Here is an 18,529-nt window from a genome sequence, read left to right as displayed (position 1 = left end):
AATATTATACTTTTCATTTCAGCTATATAACTATTCCCTTGACCAAATGACTTCTCCATCTACAAAATCGGGAATTTGCAAGTCCAATAACTCATATATACTTGGAGCTATATCTGTCATCGTAATTCTTTTGTCCATTTCCCCCGGTGGAATCATAGGTCCTGATGCATATAAAATGGGTCGTAATTGCGAACGCTCAGGATTTCCGCCATGACTCCCTAATTCCTGCGTTGGTTCGACAGCAACTTTTGCGTCTTTCCCCATTAAAAATCCAGGAGCTGCAGATAAAAACACGTCTCCACTATTGTGATTATTTAACTCAGAATACCCTTCTGAGTCGTCTGTCCAAATAGTCTCATATGGATACACTTGTGACTGCTCTTCACTAGATAATACAGACAAAGTCGGATACATATAAATCTTTTCAACGTTTTTACTTTTACTAGTAAGCCAACGTAAAATAGGTTGTGCTACCTTTTCTGGATCTTGGGTGAGGCTAGTAAAAACGGTCCTATTAGTAAAGGTCGATACAATTTCATTCCTCACTTGTTCATATTCTTCTTTTTTTACGATTCCTTTTTTCTCTCTGCCTTTCAAATTTACATAGACATGAGCGATCGTTCCACTTGCTTCTGCATAAGCTTTGGTTTTAGATGCATCTATATTTCCCTTTTTATCTTTTACGAGTAGTCCTGCCTTTTCCAATTCCTTATTCGGCGAAAGTCTGGTATGAATTGGTTCTAACCCATGATCGGAAACAATTAATAAATGATCGTCATCATTAAGATTATTTTTAATTCGACCGATTGCCCGATCAGCTTGGCCAAACGCCCAGCTGACATATGCCTCTTTTTCCAACACATTCGCTAATTGATATCCAGGTTGTGCGGGTTCTCTTAATAGGAATTCATGTAATTCATTATCTACTAGGGAGTAATAGTAAAATAGCAGATCGGGCTGGTAATGCTCCTTAATATAAAAGCTGACATCCGTCACCCAATTCGCAAATCGTTCGCCTACTTGTTCATATTCCTTCCTCGTTATATCCCCATTTTTGAACGCATCAATTTCATCAGCTGCTGGGTAAAATCCGAATTCAGATTGAATCTTTTCTGCAAATTGACCAGGTCCTTTGTATAGTCCGCCCATTACAGTGCCTTGAAATAGCTGAAGTTCTTCTTTGTTCTCAGGATCTCCTTTTAGTTTCACATAAAATCCTGCGCTATCGAGATTATGTAAGTTCAGCGCGACAGCCATCCAATCATTGGGTGATATTTCTTCGCCCAACTTCTTTCTATCCATGGAAATATAATAGTTCGATTCTTTTTCATCTGTTCGCAAAATGTATAACTTTTGAGTAGGTGAGTTTTTTATATCCAATGAAATAACTGCTTCTTCTACCTTGGAAGTTCTTGCATTTATTTGTTCAATGCGTCCATCCTTTATCTCTGAAAACTCCAAGTCATGAAGTTTCGATTCTGCTATGGTTCCACCTGGATAAACAGCGTACGTAGCAGCAGATGCGTTATCCGGATTCGAGTCGGGAAAGGAGACGGTTGCTGTTACCTTCCCTTGATTTCTTGCCTCTCTCCATATAGGCGTAACACCTAACGTCTGTGAAAACCCACTTTGGTCATCTTTCACTTTTTCTCCTGATGAATGGAACTGATTACTCACAATACCTGTCTTTGAAGGTTCAGCGCCAGTAGACATTGCTGCATGTGATGGTGCCGTCAATGATGGTGTAATAGTAACAAAATCTGTGGCGTAAGCTGCCTGTTGCTGAAATTCTTCTAAATTGGGCATGATTCCTTTCGCTATGTAACGTTGTGCATCCCCATATCCCAAGCCGTCAAATGACACGACACTAATTGTGCCTGTTGTCTCAGCGGCTTTTCCAGTTGAATGAGTTGTAGTAACGGTCATACTACATAAAATAATAATGAAAAAGATATTCATAGGTTTAAACATAGTGACATCCCTCGCTTTACAAAACTATTCCCTTGATGAAAACAAGGTAAACTTGCTAACTAAAAAATCATGAATAGTTTCGTACCGTTTTCCTGGATGTGAAAAATCAAAGCCACTTGTTCTTTTTGCTATACGTAGTAGATGTCCTTGAACCGTACAACTATGCATGTCCATGTGCAATCCACCATAGTAAACGTCATCAGAAGTTTGTCAATAACTTGAATGAGCGTTTCATTCAAGTTGCTACACCATCGGCGAAAACGGATTAGGTCACCCTTATTTTATTTCAAAAAAATCCCCCGCCATTTTTATATTCAGCGGGAGATTACAATTACTTTATTTTTGCACTACAAACCTTTCTGCCTGATTACCTTCGAGCCACGCCAAACTTTTATCAAATAGTTCATTTTCAAATGAATAACCCGAAAAGGTGTGATCTGCTTTGTCGATATACTGTTCAACCACTTGCTCGGCATTTACGCGTGTATTGAGTGAATTAGCATAACGCGCCGCATGTTCTTTCGGAATTTGCTCGTCGGCCCTTGCATGAATAATATGCGTTGGTCCCATAAATGAACGAACTGATTCAATTGGGTGATGTTTTTTCAAATCTTTCAGGAACGCTTGGCTGATCATAAACCCTTGGTAATCATGACTGCCTTGTCTAACAATCTCATGAACTGCTTTCGGTCCAAGAATCCCTGTAATATCCTCATATGGCTTGCCTACCGGTGACCAAAGAATTAGTTGCTTAATTCGTGTATCGCTCGCTGCTGTCAGTGATGCAACAGCTCCCCCCATACTATGTCCCACTATCGTAATGCGGTGTTTATCTATCCCTCGAATTGAACTTAAATAATTTATGACATCTTGTACTTCCTTCAATTGATTGGTTATCGTTACATCTGCATAATCCCCATCACTTTCACCACAACCGCTAAAATCGAAGCGAAAAACCCCATATCCACGCTCCGTAAAATACCGTGCAGCTTTTACAAACAAACGGTGTTCCCCTACTTTACTGCCCACAAATCCATGAACAAATATAAGTAGTGGTATGGTTTCATTTCTATATTCAGGCAGATGCAATACACCAGATAAGTTATTTTCCCCAGAAAGAATCGTAATCATTTTTTGCATTTCTTCCCCACTCCTGTCAAAATGTATTATTCCAACATGTTTAATAGGTATTATATAATTTTGATATGAATAAGTCAAATCAACTTGTAGTAATCCCTAATTTTCATATTAAAAAAGACTCTCATAGAAGAGAGTCCTAAAGAACAAAATGCTACTTTAATTGTGAACGATTTTCATTTCAGAATAGGAAACGCCTCAAAGTATAAGAGTTAGTTTCATTATAATGAGCACGAGGAACATGCATTGCATTAGCGAACTAGTAGGATCAATAAATCTTTACCGTACCTACCTTATTTCACAATTCCAAGTGTATTCAAGAACACCACAATAATAGTCAATGGGACTACCCATTTCATTAAAAAGTGCCATAGCGGATAGAAGCCTTTGGATTGCGTATTATACAATGTAAATTCGTCGCGTACCAACACTTGGTCCATTTTGTGGGCGATAAACAATGCGATCAGCAAACATCCTGCTGGCAGCAAAATATTACTTACCAGATAATCGGTTGCATCAAAAATGCTTTTATCGAATAATAGGAAACCTGACAACGTACTCGAAGACAACGCAGAAGGGATCGCGGCAATAAATACAACCGCACCAATCAACCAAGTCACCGACTTCCGTGTCCGCTTGCCACTTGCTGTCATGGCTGCCACAATAATCTCATACAAACTAAACGAGGATGTCAATGTCGCAAATAAAAACAAAATTAAAAATAACGCCAAGAATACTTGCCCGAGTGGAAGTTGTGAAAAAACTGCCGGTAACACCATGAATAGTAATTCTGGTCCCGCAGCCGGTTCTTGACCGAATGCGAAGACTGCCGGGAAAATAGCTAAACCTGCCAGTAAGGAAACAAATAAATTCATTCCCACTACGGAACTAGCAGATGAAGTTAAACTAACATCTTTTTTCAAGTATGAACTATACGTTACCATACAAGAAAATCCGACGGCCAATGAAAAGAAAGACTGTCCAAGCGCATACAACACGGATTCTCTTGTAATGCTAGAGAAATCAGGCTTCAGAAAGAACGATACACCTTCCATTGCACCAGGCAACGTCAATGAACGAATAACTAAAATGATAAAAAACACAAACAATAAAGGCATCATATATTTATTCGCCTTTTCAATCCCGTTTTGTACGCCGGAAGAAACGACTAATAAGTTAATAATAGTAAATAGAAACAGACCGATCAATGTCGTGATTGGTGAACCTACAACCGAACCAAATTGATCCGAATAGGAAGCACCTTCACTAATGATCTTGCCACCAATAGATAACCCGCTGTATACGAATACCCAGCCGCCGACTACACTATAGAAAGATAGCAAAAGAAAACATCCAGCAACGCCGAGCTTACCAATCCACGGCCATGCACTGGCTGGCGCCAACTTCTTGTAGGCATTGACTGCTTCTCTACCTGAACCACGTCCAATAATGAATTCAGAAATCAACATCGGTAATCCAATCAAAACTGTAAATATGACGAATAATAGGAAAAACGCGCCGCCACCACTCATTCCCGTAACATACGGGAACTTCCAAATTGCTCCAAGGCCAATTGCTGCACCTGCCGAGGACATAATAAATCCAAGCTTCGAAGACCATTGTTCTTTACGTTGTTCCACTTTTTCACCCATTTTCCTTTACTTCTGTTTATTACAGTTATACTGTACTGCTTCGATAGACACAAGAGGAAAATGTTTTTCATTCGTAGAATGCTATTAATGACCTCTCTGATCCACTACAAACTCCTCTTGAAAAAGAGCCTTTGCTAGACGTTCACAATTTCGCTGATCGAAAAAGTCGATGTATTCGGGTGCTCTGCCGAAAAAAGGATTATCATATCGTTTTTCTTTAATAATAGTTTCTAAATAATTAAGTACCTTTCCTTGACTATTCGCCTTATAGCCAAATAGATCTGTATCCAAATCTAAATAGGAACCTCGATTTTCCAAAAATGCTTGTTGGTCGAACGTATAGAAAATAATCGGTTTATTCATATAAAGAAAATCCCAGCAAATGCTGGAGTAATCTGTTATCAGCATATCCGCATCATGCAATTCTTGCATGATTAATATTTCATCGAAACTGAAAAATGATATCTGGTCATTAATTAAACTATTTTTTCTGAAATATGTTTCATAACGTTTCATGAAAGGGTGTAGGATAACCCTTACTTCAAGCTTCTCCTCTTGGACAAGCACTTGTAGCTTGTCGCTATTTAGAAGTTCCACGGTTGATTGAAAATACGCACTTTCTAAAAATTCGTCTTCCGTTAGGTCAAATAGCCACTCTCTCCAAGTAAACATCAGCAAAAGACGTTTAATTTCAGTGGAAGGCCGATTGAATGGCAACAGGTCAAAACGAGCCATACCTGTCACAACCAACTTTTCTTCTGGTATACCCCATTCATTGCGCTTGATATTATATTCATATTCCGAAGCACAATTAAAGTAATTACACCTTTCCAATAATGGGATATCTTCTTTCTGAATCAAAATCTTTTTGAAACATTCAATACCATGACTGATATGTAGCATCACGGTTTTTTGGTTTAAAAAGATGAACTTATCCATAAAAGGTGCTAAATCATAGATAATTGAATGACCATAAACAGAATAGCTTGCACGAAAAAACAATAAATAATTCCGGAAACTACCAAGCGGCACAGCATTCGGAATCTGATGTTTTTCTATGTAATCGTATTGCGGATCATACATCCAATAAATATCCATTTGATCCAAAAAGTTATCTATAGCGTAACGATGGAACACCGCAGCGTTATCCTCGTATTTTTCTCCAAGATTTCCGCCAACTAGAAGTATAGTTTTAGAATCTTTTCCATAAAAAAGTTTAGCTATAATATAGGCCAGTAAAATTTTTACATATATCCAGCCTAACTCCCATACTCCATTTTGTTTTAACCGCATAAACCCACCTCCAGTAATCCTTCTATTTCCCTACTATTCTTCGTTATAAACCAAAATATGTTTCTCGTTGAGTTTTTCAGGGTAAAAGAATATAGCTAAGAAAACGAAAAGTAGAAGGGAGAAAATAGATATGATAAGAAACATACTATTTATTTCTGATCATGGCGATCCGTTGGCACCACTGGGAAGCGAGCAGGCTGGCGGACAAAACAACTATGTCAGACAACTGGCTTTGGCATTAGAAAAAGAGGGGTACGCAGTAGATGTTGTGACACATTGGAATAGTATGGACACCCCTAAAGTTGAATATTTTGGTACTTCCTGCCGAGTCATACGGTTCGCAGCTGGAAAACACAACTTTGTGCCAAAACACGAGATGTACCGTCTGATACCGGAATTTTTTGAAGAAATGTCACAGACGCTTAATTTCAAAAAATATGATGTCGTGCATACTCATTATTGGTTATCGGGTCTTATCGGTTCGTTTATTAAGAATAAATGGGGTATTCCATGGATTCACACCAATCATTCACTGGGGATTGCGAAAAAGAAAGCGACCGGTAAATCGGAAGCACTCCGCCTTCTTACCGAAAAAATGATTCTAACTTCAGCAGATCTAGTTGTAGTAACTACTCCATCAGAAAGACAGCTGATTCGTGAATTTATAACTAATCCGGCACCTATAAAAATTATTCCAATCGGCGTTAATGAAGCGTTTCAATCAGAAAGGTCCAAAATCACAGTATTCCCTTACTTTGCATTTGCGGGCAGACTGCAAACGACGAAGGGTATATATACCCTCTTCAACGCGTTCGATTTACTTATAAAAGAAAATCCTACGATGGACCGTACCAAACTGATTATTGCAGGAGGCAGTGAATCATGTATCTTACGTAAGAATCATTTACCCAAAAGCCGAAAGCTTCGTGCAGCAATCGAAGGCTTTGAGCACCGGGTGAAATTCCTAGGCCCACAAAATCAACACCAGCTGGCCCGATTATTTACGAATTCCGTCGCCACTGTTGTCCCTTCACATTATGAATCTTTTGGAATGGTCGCTGCAGAAGCGCAGGCATGTGGAAGTCCTGTTATTGCTTCCAGAGTCGGCGGACTGCAAGACATCGTCAAACACGACAGGACAGGCCTGCACGTGGAGCATAACAATCCCGTTCAGCTGTCACGAGCCATGTCTACATTGTTGAACAATCCCCATCTTACAAAAAAACTCGGACAGAGAGCCGCCGCTTATGCACGGCAGGAATTTAACTGGAGTGTCCTAGCTTACAAAATGAGCGAATTATATAAAGGAGTTGCCAATGAAACAAAAACCATACTTGCTGGCGACTGATCTGGATAATACGTTAGTCGGTGATCAGACAGCATTAAATAACCTTTTCTCATTCTACCGTGACAAACAGTTTGATCCTGCCCTCGTTTACGTAACAGGCAGACATTTAAATTCGGCGCTTTCACTCATCAAACAAGAAAAATTACCGCTGCCCGATATCCTCATCACAGATGTTGGAACAGCAATTTACCATGCACCTGATTGGTCAGAAGACAGGACATGGTCCGCATGGGTAAATGAAACGTGGTCACCTAATGACGTTCTATCGGCTTCTGGAGACTTCCATTCGCTTATCCGGCAGAATTTACCTCATCAAAAGCGTATATCCTTTACTTTAGATTCCTGTCAGCCACATATCGTACAAGCTATTCAAGCTAAGCTCGATACTCATCATATTCCATGTCATATCGTATACAGTTCAGGAAGTGATTTGGATATACTACCTGAACGTAGCGGTAAAGGCAAAGCAATGGAATATGTCCTTCTTGAATATGCTAAGAAAGACGTGAATATTTTACTCGCAGGGGATTCAGGCAACGACGCTGAAATGCTATCACTTGATTATCCGGCCGTGATTGTCGGAAATGCTCAAGATGAATTGAAAGAACTGCCTCACCATGCGCTTCTTTACCGCGCTGAAGGGCATAATGCAGACGGCATAAAAGAAGCCTGGGAGCACTTCTATCCCACAATTCACACCTAAAAACCAATTGGCTTCGTGTCCAATTGGTTTTTAATTTGAAGAATCTTCTTTTATCAGCTGACGGTAAACTTGTAAATGATCTTGAGAGAGTTTGTTATAGGTAGCCAGGCTAGTATTTTCAATTAAATGGAATTCTGTTCGGTTGACTATCTGATACCGCTCGTTCAACTTACACGCATTTTTCCAAGCGGTTACTTCGAAAGCTAGGTTCATTTCATCTTCTTCAATCAACATTTCCAACAAATCGGGCGATTGATAAATCTCTTCCATAGTATAACTCTTTTTCATAGTGAATATTTCCATGGTTCTCGCTAATGATGCTTCTAAAGCAGGCAGATCAATGGCGTGTCCCAGTTCATGCATAGTAATGGTCTGTACATATGTCTCAAACGAACAGGAAAAAGCGAGCTCTCCATAGGCAGTTTTCAGCCGTTCTTCGTCAAATCCTATATATTTTCCTATAAAATTATAACTCATATTGATTCCATCATGAACTTTTCGGATTTCTTCTTTCATACACACACTTTTCATAACACTTTCAATACATTGTAATACATTTAAAGACACAACCTGATTATCCATTCTCATTCATCCCTGTTTCCCTTATATATGTTTCTTCCACAGAATTTTATTCCTGATAATATTATACTAACCCTAATATATTCAATCAATATACTTTATGATTAATTGCCTGTTTAACTTCAAATTTCAAAAAAAAATTCACGTTTTAGACAAAATACCTATTTCACCACGTAAAAATACTCTTGAATCACTTATATGATTCAAGAGTATTTTCATTTTGCCTTTATATTAGATTTTATGTGTAAATCGCATTCTCAGTTATTATCGCGCTGTCTGGCACGTGCTTCTCCGCCTTTACGGCCCGCTTCTTCTCGGCTCATTTTACCATTATCGCGGCTATTGTTGTTCGAGTCGCCTGAGCTATTTGAGTCGTTCTGATCAGCTCTTGCTTCCCCGCCTTTGCGACCGATTTCTTCATAGAATTCCTGGCCATGGTTTTTAGAGGTAGCTTCCCCACCTTTGCGACCGATTTCTTCGTAGAATTCCTGATCATGATTTTTAGAGGTAGCTTCTCCGCCTTTACGTCCCGCTTCCTCAAGACTCATTTTCTCGTCATTGTTGTTGCGATTGTTTTGGTTAGCCATTTTTATAATTCCTCCTATTACATTAATCATTTTTAGCTCGTCGACAAGCTTACTAGATATATTCCCAGCAGACATGGGAATAAACTTTTAAATTGACTTTAATGGCATATCAGTATAAAGGTAATACATTATTCTATTTTTTATTTATATTTTTAGACATTTATACCCGCTAGTTTTGATAAATCACAAATTTATTTTTGGTTATCCCATTTTAATCGAAAGTTATTTATCTTATACAAGTGAGCCTACTTACATTAGATCTTTTACAAGAGAGAAAACTCAACCGTGGGGTACGTTGAATATAAAACAGGCAGTAATGCTTCCCAATCTTGTCAACAAACGATAAAAAATTTTCTATGGATATAAAAGAAGACACTTTCCGAGGGTTCGCCATATTATGCCGTGCTACTATTTTATCAAAAAACACATATCCTAAGTATTGCAATATGGCATTAATCCAGTAGAAAAACCGGGGGTATCCATACTTCCCCGGTTTTTACTGTGTTATTTAATATAAAGAGTCTTTAAGAACTGCTGACTGTTTTACCATGTAAAATCATACGGATGTATGTTTTTCATTACGCTGACTGGCGCGAGCTTCTCCGCCTTTACGTCCAATGTTCTCATAAAATTGTTTATCGTGCTTTTCGGAAGTAGCTTTTCCACCTTTCCGACCAATTTCTTTATAAAATTCACTATTATGCTTTTGGGCTGTGGCTTCCCCACCTTTACGACCAATCTGTTCATAGAACTCTTTGTTATGCTTTTTGGAGGTTGCTTGACCGCCTTTACGTCCCGCTTCTTTCAAAGTCATTTTTTTCTTTTCTTCTGTATGATCTTGGTTAGCCATATATATTCTTCCTCCTTATAATTCAACTTACAAAGCTTAATGAATATATTCCCAATATACTACGTGCTAAACACAAGACATCTTAAACAGCTTCTTTTTAAATGGAAGGCTTACAGAATAGAATTCATTCCACTTGCAAATGAATTTGCCAAACGCTATCTCTATATTCACGTATAACTTTTCATTTTTGAACCAACTTACGTACGAAGGTACTTACAGAAGGGAGATTGACAAATGGGAAGAGATGAACATACTAAAGGAAGTAAATCGGCCGGCTCCTTACCACAAACGCCAAAGAACCAAACGATTGCTGCACGTGATATGCATGAAGAAATCGCGAAAGAATTCGCCGAATTACGTAAAGCTCCCGCACAAAAAAAGCGTAAGTCCTAAATAAAAAAGATCAGGGGAAAGTATCCCTGATCTTTTTTAATTATTTCCGAAGTGGGGCTTGATCATCTAGAAGCTTCTCCAAATGCTCGTCCCATTCTTCCGTTAAAGTATTCCACACTCTAGTGAAATAGCTGTTTTCCGCACGATCGTAAACATAAAACTCCACGCATGGAATAAGTTGGTTATCAAGCTTTTGCGGGATCTCTATTTTATCCACCACATTCTGAAGTGAACCTTCTGTAACTTCTACGCGAGTAGCAAGTAGTGCCACCCGCAATTGTTCATCATCAAGTCGTTGCGAACTTCTTGTGAATTTCTTAGCTAATCTAAACTCTTTAACTTTTGCCGTGAAAATTTTTTCAGGTTGTTCACATAAAATTGAATTGTGGCAAGGACTATAATAAAACTTTTTTTCTGCCTCTTCAGGTGGATGTTCGTATATACCTGATTGTAATTGATTGACTCCTAGGCCCGTCAATTCAAAACTGTCTTTACGCAACTTGATCATCTGTGCGGCTTCCATCTTTCCAAACAAATTCTCTATAAACAGTGGTTCGACGGCAAGAAAATCTGCAATTACCTTGGGCTCAGATACATCTAACCTTTGAATTGTTAATAAGATCATTTTCATTAATATGTCCATCGTCGTGCGCTTAATGATCGTGTAAGGTATATTAATTAGCTCGACCGGCAATCCCCAGCTGTCTGATTGTTGTATTTGGATATCGGGCTGTTGCTCGAGTTCTTGTTGTAATTTTTTACGAAGCGAATCCATTCACTCACCCTATCTAGATTTGTTCTATTTTGTGCAATCCACCTTGATGATCCACCACTTCTAGCAATTGCTTATACATATTTCTCGTCGAGGTATTTTTAGTATGGATGGTGAACATATCAGAACTCCCAACGATAATGAGCAGTTCTCTTGCACGTGATAAAGCCACATTCAGACGTCGATAATCTTTAGCGAATCCAATGTCACCATTTTTATTATCATGATTTCTAACGAAGCTCAAAATAATAATATCCATTTCCATACCTTGGAACTTATCTACCGAACCTGTTCGGCAATGTAGTTGTTGGGGACGAATTTCTTGTTGGATCAATCGATCAATTCGCTTCACTTGTTCACCGTAAAAACTAATAACACCGACACTTTTCTTTTCGTCTGGCTTCATTAGGCCATCTTTTTTAGCTTTTTCCGTCGCTTGTTCAATTTCTAGCAACGTATCTTGTACGATGGTGAGTTCCGCTTCATTGAAACGACTTGTCCCGCCCTTAACTTGATCTTCGAAAAATGAAGGTGTATTGGGTGTATCCAACCATAACAAATGGTCTTTTCGAGTGATTTTACTGCTTTCGAGCAGATGATCACGCAATTCGTCTGAATTGGAAAGCCCACATTGTAATTCATAGTCCCCATCTTTATAAAAAGGTGCGATAGTTTCCATAATTTTTTCATGCATTCGGTACTGAATACTGAGCATTGTTTTGTTTTGCCTAGGCAACGTACGGAATAACCGTTCGAATAATGATTCATTGAGTAGTTTTTTCATTTCGCGTTGCACATCAGGATCTATTTTGCTGATCTACTAGTTCGTCCATCGTTTCTTGTCCTACGAGTGGCGGTAACTGATGATGGTCACCCACTAGAATAACTTTTTTACCTTTTAGCATGGGTAATAGTAATTCTGGGGGTGTTGCTTTAGATACTTCATCAATAATCACTACGTCGAAGACAGGGTATTCTTCCATAAACTTTTTAGAAGCCGATGCGACACATGTCGTGCCTATTACGTTCGCGTGATCGATATACAGCTTACGGATTTCGTCAAGGTCATATTCATTGGCATCACGCAACAATTCCTCCCACTGCGCTTGTAGTTCTTGTAGGATAGGAAGCTGTTGTTGTTCTTTTACTATTTCTGCTTTTCGTGTTTCAGCTTGAACGAGTTCTATTTCTATTTTTTCTAATTGCTCTTGTAAATCTGGTTTCAATTGAACGGCAAGTTCTTCTATTTTCTGCTGTCGCTGATACTGTTCTTTTTGTAATTGCAATGTTTTTTGCTCTACTTCTCTGACTTCTATTTTTTCTCGTTCAAGTAGTTGTTTTGCTTGAGAATACTTTAGTTCAGAAGTAGTTAAGGTTGCCGCTAATTGCGTTACATTTTTTATTCTTTGTCGAGACTCCAATATCGTTTTTTCTAGCTGGTCAATTGCCTGTGTGAGTTGATTTCTCTGCCACTGTTTTTCAGGCGGCCCGTTGGTTTGTAGGTATTCATCAATCTGTTTCTCCAATTCACTTTGCTTGGATTCTAGATGTTGCTTCAACTCTTCCTTTCGCTGTATATTGGCCTGTATTTCATGAAGTTCCTGTTGGAGGAATCTCAAAATTTCATATTTCACTTCTGCAAATACTTCTTTTACAGAGTGGACTTTCTGTTGCTGAAGCTCAATTCCTTTTGCACGAACAATCTCTTCTTTACCGTAAAACAATGACATCCCTTGTGCGATTTTTTGTAGAACTTCTGTTTTCCCGGATGAAATTTCTTTGTTTTGCAGCACTTTTTTTGTTGCAGGATGGATTAAAAACTTTCCTAAACGATCAATCATTTCATGCATTTCTTGTATAGTCGTGAAATTTTCGGTTGAGCGTTTAGTAATGGTTTCTACCGGATAACGGTGCGTTTGCAATAGAGATTGTGTTTTTTTAATAGCCGTTTGAAATCGCTCATGAAGTTCCTTCCATTCCTGAAATTCATAGGAATACTCTCCACTTTCAATCGACTTGATGATTCGCTGTAAGTCGTTATTCTGCAACGTAATATGAATAGGTAATTCAATCTGGTTTTCAGCGAGCGCCAGTTGGATATCTTTCATTTTCGTCTGAGACTTTACGATACGATGTGCTGCTTGTAGCAATTGTTCTTTGTCAGGAAGCGTTTTGTATTCTTCCATAATATTTTGGTATGCTTCGGTATTGCTCTCCATTTCGTCTAGCCAGTTGATGTATGATTGTGTCTGCCTTAATAAGCACTGCTCTTGTAACGATTCTTCTACTCGACCTGACAATTCTTCTTTATCCGGTTCTGTTTTTAGCTGTTTCTGTAACTCTGCAATTTCCTTTACGTGTTGAGCAAGATCAACTTCAGTTTGCTCCATTCTTTGCTGTTTTTGAGAAAGCCTGCGTACAGACTGTTCAAGCAGAGACTTTCGAGAAAAGTATTCAGATTTTAGTTGTTTCAACTTCTCTTGCACTATGTTTTGCATTTGTAGTTGCTCAGTTAATGTGATTTTCAATTCTGTGTTCTGTTTAATCTGATTGGATAATTGATCCGCATGCTTTTGCAATTCGATATCTTTTTTTCGATAAATTGCACGTGTTGCTTGTACGGTTTCAATTGTTTCATTTCTCCAGTGCAACGCCACATTTTCTTCCATGAAACGCTTGCCCTCTTCTTCAATACTTTCTGATCGCCCATAACGTAAAATACGAGTCGCTGGATCTGTAAGTAATCGACCGAGTGCGTTATCTACAGCTAGATTTGATTGGGATGCGACAAGTGTCCGCAAACCAGCTTTGACGTTTTGGTAGCAAATTTCGGATATTACCGTTGTTTTGCCTGTACCGGGTGGGCCTTGGACTACAAACAAGTCATGCGCTTTCATCGCACCCGAGACTGCTTCTTGCTGGAATTCATTCAAATTATTATAAAACTCCAGTTTCGGCTGTTTATTCGTAATTTGCACGACAGGACGTTCCTCGAATAAGATCTTTTCCAAATTCGCATTTGCCGCTAGACCATCTTGTAAATCCTTGAAACCTTTACGTAACCGACGTATCTGACTTAATTCAGCAAAGTTCGTCAGCACTAGACTTTTATTCCGTGTTGGTAACCATTGTTCGGATCTTGCTTTCTTTTGAAACCGTTGATTTAATTCTACGACAAGGATCTTCTGTCCTTTATGAGCATCGATGACTTGACCGATTTCAGTGGAGAGTTCATTCATTTTTACACTAAACCCACGGAGTTGTTTCCAATTTTTCATTTGCAAATCTTTACAATGAAGACGTACCTTTGTAAAATCACTAGTAAAACTGGCTTGGCTAAATGTACAGAAGATATCCTCTACATCCGCATTTTTCTCCGCAATTTGTAGATAGCCTTCCCAACTTTCAATGCGTTTTTTTACATATTCCGAACGCTCTTCTGCGATGGGCAATTGGCGTAACCTCGTATAAAATTCGATTGGCAGTGCGACTCCTGCACGGTTTAACCTGAATTTTATTGCTGTATGTAGCCGCCGATTTGTCTGAACGGGCTCTCTCGCACCTCTGACATGAAAACCTGTTGCTAGTAGACCATCCGGTTTCAACACGCACTCCATAACAGCCACACGTTGCTGAACTTCTTTGGCAAACCTTTTATTTGTATATGGATCAAAAAACAGCGCATAGGATTGATTTCCCATACGATTCTCCGGTTTCTTTTCAATATATATATCAAAAACAGACTCTGAAGAAACGAAAGCTTCTTCACTTAAAAACCACTGTTCCAAACCTTTTCGTGCATTTTTCGTTATTTCCAGACTACAAAGTATCATTTCTATATTTTTTAACACACTCATAGTAATACATTCTTTTCAATAAAGGGCTTTACTTCAGCAAGATTATACATCATGCTTCTCCCTGTTAATCCCTTGTTCAAAGCTCTCACCTCAGTCCTCTATTATAGATCATAAGTGCATATACCGCGAGTAAGAATAATCTCAGAAAATCCTTTCAAATTTATTTAAAAAAGATGTTTAGAAATGGTTTGCATGGGTATACTATTACTACAAGGCAAACTGAAGGAACTAGTTAGTGTAGTAAGCTGCTAGATCTGGACGAGATGCACAGCCTTGGCGGAAAATTTTTCTTTACTGGCAAGTGGTACACTCGGTTTGGGAATCTGCTTTTAAGATTCCAAATGAAAGACAGGTTTACCAGGTAATGCGAAAGAAGTTTTTTGTGTAAGTGCAAGTGAAATTCCTGCTTCAAAGAAGTTAAGCAGTGTAACATGCAAAAAGCATACTACGAGGGTACAATGTCGTCAGTATGGAGTAATCGCAACATAAAATTTTCCGCATAGCTAGAGAAGAACAGTCAGTGATTGGAAGTTTTCAATCACTGACTGTTTTTTGTTTTGTCGCTAAACCATGTGAGTTGTTTAGTATGAATGAAAACTGGGAAAACAACATATAAGAAACGATAACGAGGAGGAGCAATATATGAAAAAAAGAATGGCGTTAACAGCGATCGGTTTAGGAGCAGCCTATTTAATGCGTAACAAAGATGCACGGGACAAATTGTCACGTCAATTTGACGAGTTCAATGAGACACCTATGCGCGGCGAACGTAAAGATAACACTCAGAAACCCGAACCAAATAAAGGATTACTAGATAGATTTTTAGATTAAATATATTTAATTGCGAGGGAGTGGATCTGCATGAGCAAAGAGAAAAAAGTATTTACAGAAAAAGACCGTAACCAGGCTGAGGGCGGGTATATGGATAACCCTGAAAATTTAAAAACCGATAAAGAAAGCATTTACGATATGCATGAAGATATGCAGACCGTAGACGCTATTCCTTTAGAAGATGTACGTATGGAGGAAGAAGAAGAAAGACACCATCGTGAGACGAAAAATCGTTCGTCCAGTGAAGAGAAATACGAAAAGGAATAAGGATGTTTTGAAATACACTGTAACAAACACGTAGAGTACTTAACTGATATGTAAGCTAATTAGAAAAGTGACGCCCATCAAAAAGGGCGTCACTTTTTATATCATTTTTAATAGTGCTTCTGATCCAATCATACCTGCGGAAATGCCATAGTTCTCAGCTTCTAGCGTTACTGATTCCAGCGGGGCTGCCAACAATTGCTCTATCGTTTTCACACCAACCGCGCGTCCCGCAACAATTTTACGGTCTGCTAGTACACTATTTAATAATCCTACATCAAGTGCACCACACATAATATACCCTTTTTCATTCGAAACTGTAAGTAGCGTCGTTTTCGGTAGTTTTACCGTAACTGCTTGAAATGACTGTCCATCTATAGATATGCTTTGGTGTTCAATCAAGACACCCACCCCTTTCTTTATCAGCATATGATAAGCCAGTCAAAACGTGATTCATCTTATAACCTTTCCTACACCGGGATGCATAAAAAGCTTGCCTACTATGATAAAGGTATGACGTCGTTATGTATTCATGTACTGCCCTTTTGTATGAATATCCAACCCACACTGCATAATCGCTAATCAGCTCAACCTATTTCATATAAAATTCTTCATCTACTATTTGTTGATTCGTCTCATTCAGTTTACTATAAGTAGATAAGGAGGTTTCGGAATGACTGCGATTTGGTTTAATGCACTCTTTTATACGATGCAAAATGAAGGACATACAATAGATGCTTTATTGACAAGAGACGGAAAAATACTAGCGACCGGTTCATATGATGAACTAAAAGATCAAGCTGATACGCAAATAGACTTGCAAGGAGCTTTTGTTTATCCCGGTTTTATCGACAATCATATGCACATGATCGGCCAAGGTGAAAAGCTGTTGCGCCTAGATTTATCCAACACCACTTATTCAGAACATATGATGGAGCTGCTTCTCAACTCCTATAAAGAATTGCCAGAAGACGAATGGTTCATTGGGGAAGGTTGGGATGAGAATAACTTTCCTGACAAGAAAATCTTCACTCGCTATGAGTTGGATGCTGTAACGGATTCACCTATGCTATTAAAACGTACTTGTTGGCATGCTGCTATCGTCAATTCAAAGGCTCTGGAACTAGCTGGTATCACAAAAGAGACACCTGACCCCGATGATGGTGTTATTGAACGCGATCCTAACGGCGAGCCAACAGGGTTATTGAAAGAAGGCGCTATGCAGCGAGTGCTTCAACTTTTACCGAATCCAACAGAGGACTATGTTACGAAAGCTTTGGAAACTTCTGTCGATCATTTACTATCTGTAGGGTTGACAGGTGTTGTGACGGATGACTTAGGTTATTACGGTCACTATCAGACGCCATTGAAAGCTTTCAATCACGTTCTCGGTGGGAAGCGTAAATTCCGTGCCCATTTACTGCGTCATGTTAGTGTATTTACTGATTTGATGGAAGATCATGCGCTCTATAATACACCGTGGGTAGAACCTGGCGAGATGAAGTTCTTCATTGATGGCGCTTTCGGCGGTAGTACTGCTCTGTTAAGTAAGCCATACTTCGATGACCCCGATAATGTAGGAACAGCTGTATTGACTGATGAAGAGATAGAAAACTATGTCAAAATGGCAAGACACTATGGAGAAGCTGTTGCCATACATGTGATTGGTGATCTGGCAGTTGAAAAAGCACTAGATGTCATTGAAATGTATCCTGCCCCAGCCGGCAAGTTAGATCGGTTAATACATGTCATTTTATTACGTGATGATTTAGTGGAACGAATGCAAAAGCTTCCAATTGTTTTAGATATACAGCCTGCGTTCGTTCCTTCTGATTTCCCTTGGGTTGGGGACCGACTGGGTGAAGACCGGCTTGACTGGGCATATGCATGGAAGAAGCTCCTAACTAAAGGTTTTATTTGTGGCGGAGGATCAGATGCTCCTATTGAAGACCCGAATCCTTTGCTAGGTATACACGCAGCGATCACTAGAAAGTCGAATACGGAACAGCATGAAGGATATTTACCAGATGAAAAACTTAGTCGTTATGAGGCAGTACAATTATTTACTTCAGGCGCAGCGGCTACTATAGGTAAAATGAATTCAAGAGGAAAACTATCAGTTGGATTTGATGCAGACTTCACTGTCTTGAAAGATGATGTTTTCACTATAGACGTGGATCGAATAACTGAAATACAAGTAGAAAAAACTATTGTCGCTGGTGAAATTATGTATACAGCGAATACGTGATCACTGTTTAGTAACTAGCGAATGGGGAAAACTTTCTAAAAAGG

Annotated in this window: 18 protein-coding genes; 7 read left to right on the top strand and 11 right to left on the bottom strand. The window is 38.9% G+C overall.

The window, feature by feature from the left end; genetic code table 11:
- Window positions 1-30: 30 nt before the first annotated feature.
- Window positions 31-1,971 (bottom strand): alkaline phosphatase family protein, encoded by a 1,941-nt coding sequence (locus tag CSV63_RS13475; protein ID WP_099696280.1) that lies wholly within the window; start codon window positions 1,969-1,971, stop codon window positions 31-33.
- 98 nt (window positions 1,972-2,069) lie between these two features.
- Between CSV63_RS13475 and CSV63_RS13470 the strand changes: the two genes are divergently transcribed.
- A complete protein-coding gene (locus CSV63_RS13470; RefSeq protein ID WP_233192107.1) occupies window positions 2,070-2,240 on the top strand; it encodes a hypothetical protein in 171 nt (56 codons plus the stop codon).
- Between the two features lie 67 nt (window positions 2,241-2,307).
- Here CSV63_RS13470 and CSV63_RS13465 read toward each other — a convergent pair whose 3' ends face one another.
- The 3 genes from CSV63_RS13465 to CSV63_RS13455 form a co-directional block, all read right to left on the bottom strand.
- Complete coding sequence (locus tag CSV63_RS13465; protein WP_099696278.1) at window positions 2,308-3,111, bottom strand: alpha/beta hydrolase family protein; 804 nt, start codon at window positions 3,109-3,111, stop codon at window positions 2,308-2,310.
- A 290-nt stretch (window positions 3,112-3,401) separates the two neighbouring features.
- Window positions 3,402-4,760, bottom strand: coding sequence for a sodium-dependent transporter (locus tag CSV63_RS13460; RefSeq protein WP_099696277.1), 1,359 nt, complete (start codon window positions 4,758-4,760; stop codon window positions 3,402-3,404).
- A gap of 84 nt (window positions 4,761-4,844) precedes the next feature.
- Window positions 4,845-6,053, bottom strand: coding sequence for a CDP-glycerol glycerophosphotransferase family protein (locus CSV63_RS13455; protein ID WP_099696276.1), 1,209 nt, complete (start codon window positions 6,051-6,053; stop codon window positions 4,845-4,847).
- Window positions 6,054-6,183: 130 nt separating this feature from the next.
- Between CSV63_RS13455 and CSV63_RS13450 the strand changes: the two genes are divergently transcribed.
- Window positions 6,184-7,401: a glycosyltransferase gene (locus CSV63_RS13450; RefSeq protein ID WP_199203671.1), complete on the top strand. Its 1,218-nt coding sequence runs from the start codon at window positions 6,184-6,186 to the stop codon at window positions 7,399-7,401.
- Window positions 7,370-8,104, top strand: a complete 735-nt coding sequence (locus tag CSV63_RS13445; protein WP_099696275.1) for an HAD-IIB family hydrolase — start codon at window positions 7,370-7,372, stop codon at window positions 8,102-8,104. Before CSV63_RS13450 ends, CSV63_RS13445 begins: the two co-directional genes overlap by 32 nt.
- Before the next feature lie 30 nt (window positions 8,105-8,134).
- Here CSV63_RS13445 and CSV63_RS13440 read toward each other — a convergent pair whose 3' ends face one another.
- From CSV63_RS13440 to CSV63_RS13430, 3 genes are all read right to left on the bottom strand, one after another.
- Window positions 8,135-8,686 carry an integrase gene (locus tag CSV63_RS13440; RefSeq protein ID WP_099696274.1) on the bottom strand — a complete coding sequence of 184 codons (552 nt, stop codon included), beginning with the start codon at window positions 8,684-8,686 and terminating at the stop codon, window positions 8,135-8,137.
- Between the two features lie 254 nt (window positions 8,687-8,940).
- On the bottom strand, window positions 8,941-9,270 hold the full coding sequence (locus CSV63_RS13435) for a KGG domain-containing protein (RefSeq protein ID WP_099696273.1): 330 nt from the start codon (window positions 9,268-9,270) through the stop codon (window positions 8,941-8,943).
- A 556-nt stretch (window positions 9,271-9,826) separates the two neighbouring features.
- Window positions 9,827-10,120: a KGG domain-containing protein gene (locus tag CSV63_RS13430; protein WP_099696272.1), complete on the bottom strand. Its 294-nt coding sequence runs from the start codon at window positions 10,118-10,120 to the stop codon at window positions 9,827-9,829.
- A 234-nt stretch (window positions 10,121-10,354) separates the two neighbouring features.
- On the opposite strand from CSV63_RS13430, the gene CSV63_RS16665 reads away from it, so the two are divergent.
- Window positions 10,355-10,513 (top strand): hypothetical protein, encoded by a 159-nt coding sequence (locus CSV63_RS16665; RefSeq protein ID WP_199171374.1) that lies wholly within the window; start codon window positions 10,355-10,357, stop codon window positions 10,511-10,513.
- A 40-nt stretch (window positions 10,514-10,553) separates the two neighbouring features.
- On the opposite strand, the gene CSV63_RS13425 is transcribed toward CSV63_RS16665, so the two are convergent.
- The 3 genes from CSV63_RS13425 to CSV63_RS13415 are packed head-to-tail and all read right to left on the bottom strand — an operon-like array spanning window position 10,554 to window position 15,142.
- The gene (locus CSV63_RS13425) at window positions 10,554-11,288 is read right to left on the bottom strand and encodes a hypothetical protein (protein WP_099696271.1); all 735 of its coding nucleotides are present in this window, start codon (window positions 11,286-11,288) and stop codon (window positions 10,554-10,556) included.
- A gap of 13 nt (window positions 11,289-11,301) precedes the next feature.
- Complete coding sequence (locus CSV63_RS13420; protein WP_143565404.1) at window positions 11,302-12,069, bottom strand: ATP-binding protein; 768 nt, start codon at window positions 12,067-12,069, stop codon at window positions 11,302-11,304.
- A gap of 13 nt (window positions 12,070-12,082) precedes the next feature.
- On the bottom strand, window positions 12,083-15,142 hold the full coding sequence (locus CSV63_RS13415; RefSeq protein WP_099696269.1) for an AAA domain-containing protein: 3,060 nt from the start codon (window positions 15,140-15,142) through the stop codon (window positions 12,083-12,085).
- A 642-nt stretch (window positions 15,143-15,784) separates the two neighbouring features.
- Here CSV63_RS13415 and CSV63_RS13410 point away from each other — a divergent pair.
- Window positions 15,785-15,973 carry a hypothetical protein gene (locus CSV63_RS13410; RefSeq protein ID WP_099696268.1) on the top strand — a complete coding sequence of 63 codons (189 nt, stop codon included), beginning with the start codon at window positions 15,785-15,787 and terminating at the stop codon, window positions 15,971-15,973.
- A 30-nt stretch (window positions 15,974-16,003) separates the two neighbouring features.
- A complete protein-coding gene (locus tag CSV63_RS13405) occupies window positions 16,004-16,240 on the top strand; it encodes a hypothetical protein (protein ID WP_099696267.1) in 237 nt (78 codons plus the stop codon).
- A gap of 96 nt (window positions 16,241-16,336) precedes the next feature.
- On the opposite strand, the gene CSV63_RS13400 is transcribed toward CSV63_RS13405, so the two are convergent.
- Complete coding sequence (locus tag CSV63_RS13400; protein WP_099696266.1) at window positions 16,337-16,666, bottom strand: YunC family protein; 330 nt, start codon at window positions 16,664-16,666, stop codon at window positions 16,337-16,339.
- Between the two features lie 244 nt (window positions 16,667-16,910).
- Between CSV63_RS13400 and CSV63_RS13395 the strand changes: the two genes are divergently transcribed.
- Window positions 16,911-18,485: an amidohydrolase gene (locus CSV63_RS13395; protein ID WP_099696265.1), complete on the top strand. Its 1,575-nt coding sequence runs from the start codon at window positions 16,911-16,913 to the stop codon at window positions 18,483-18,485.
- The last annotated feature ends 44 nt before the right edge of the window (window positions 18,486-18,529 follow it).

The organism is Sporosarcina sp. P34 (assembly GCF_002743375.1).
Classification (GTDB): Bacteria; Bacillota; Bacilli; order Bacillales_A; family Planococcaceae; genus Sporosarcina.
This window is presented reverse-complemented; position numbering and strand designations above follow the sequence as displayed.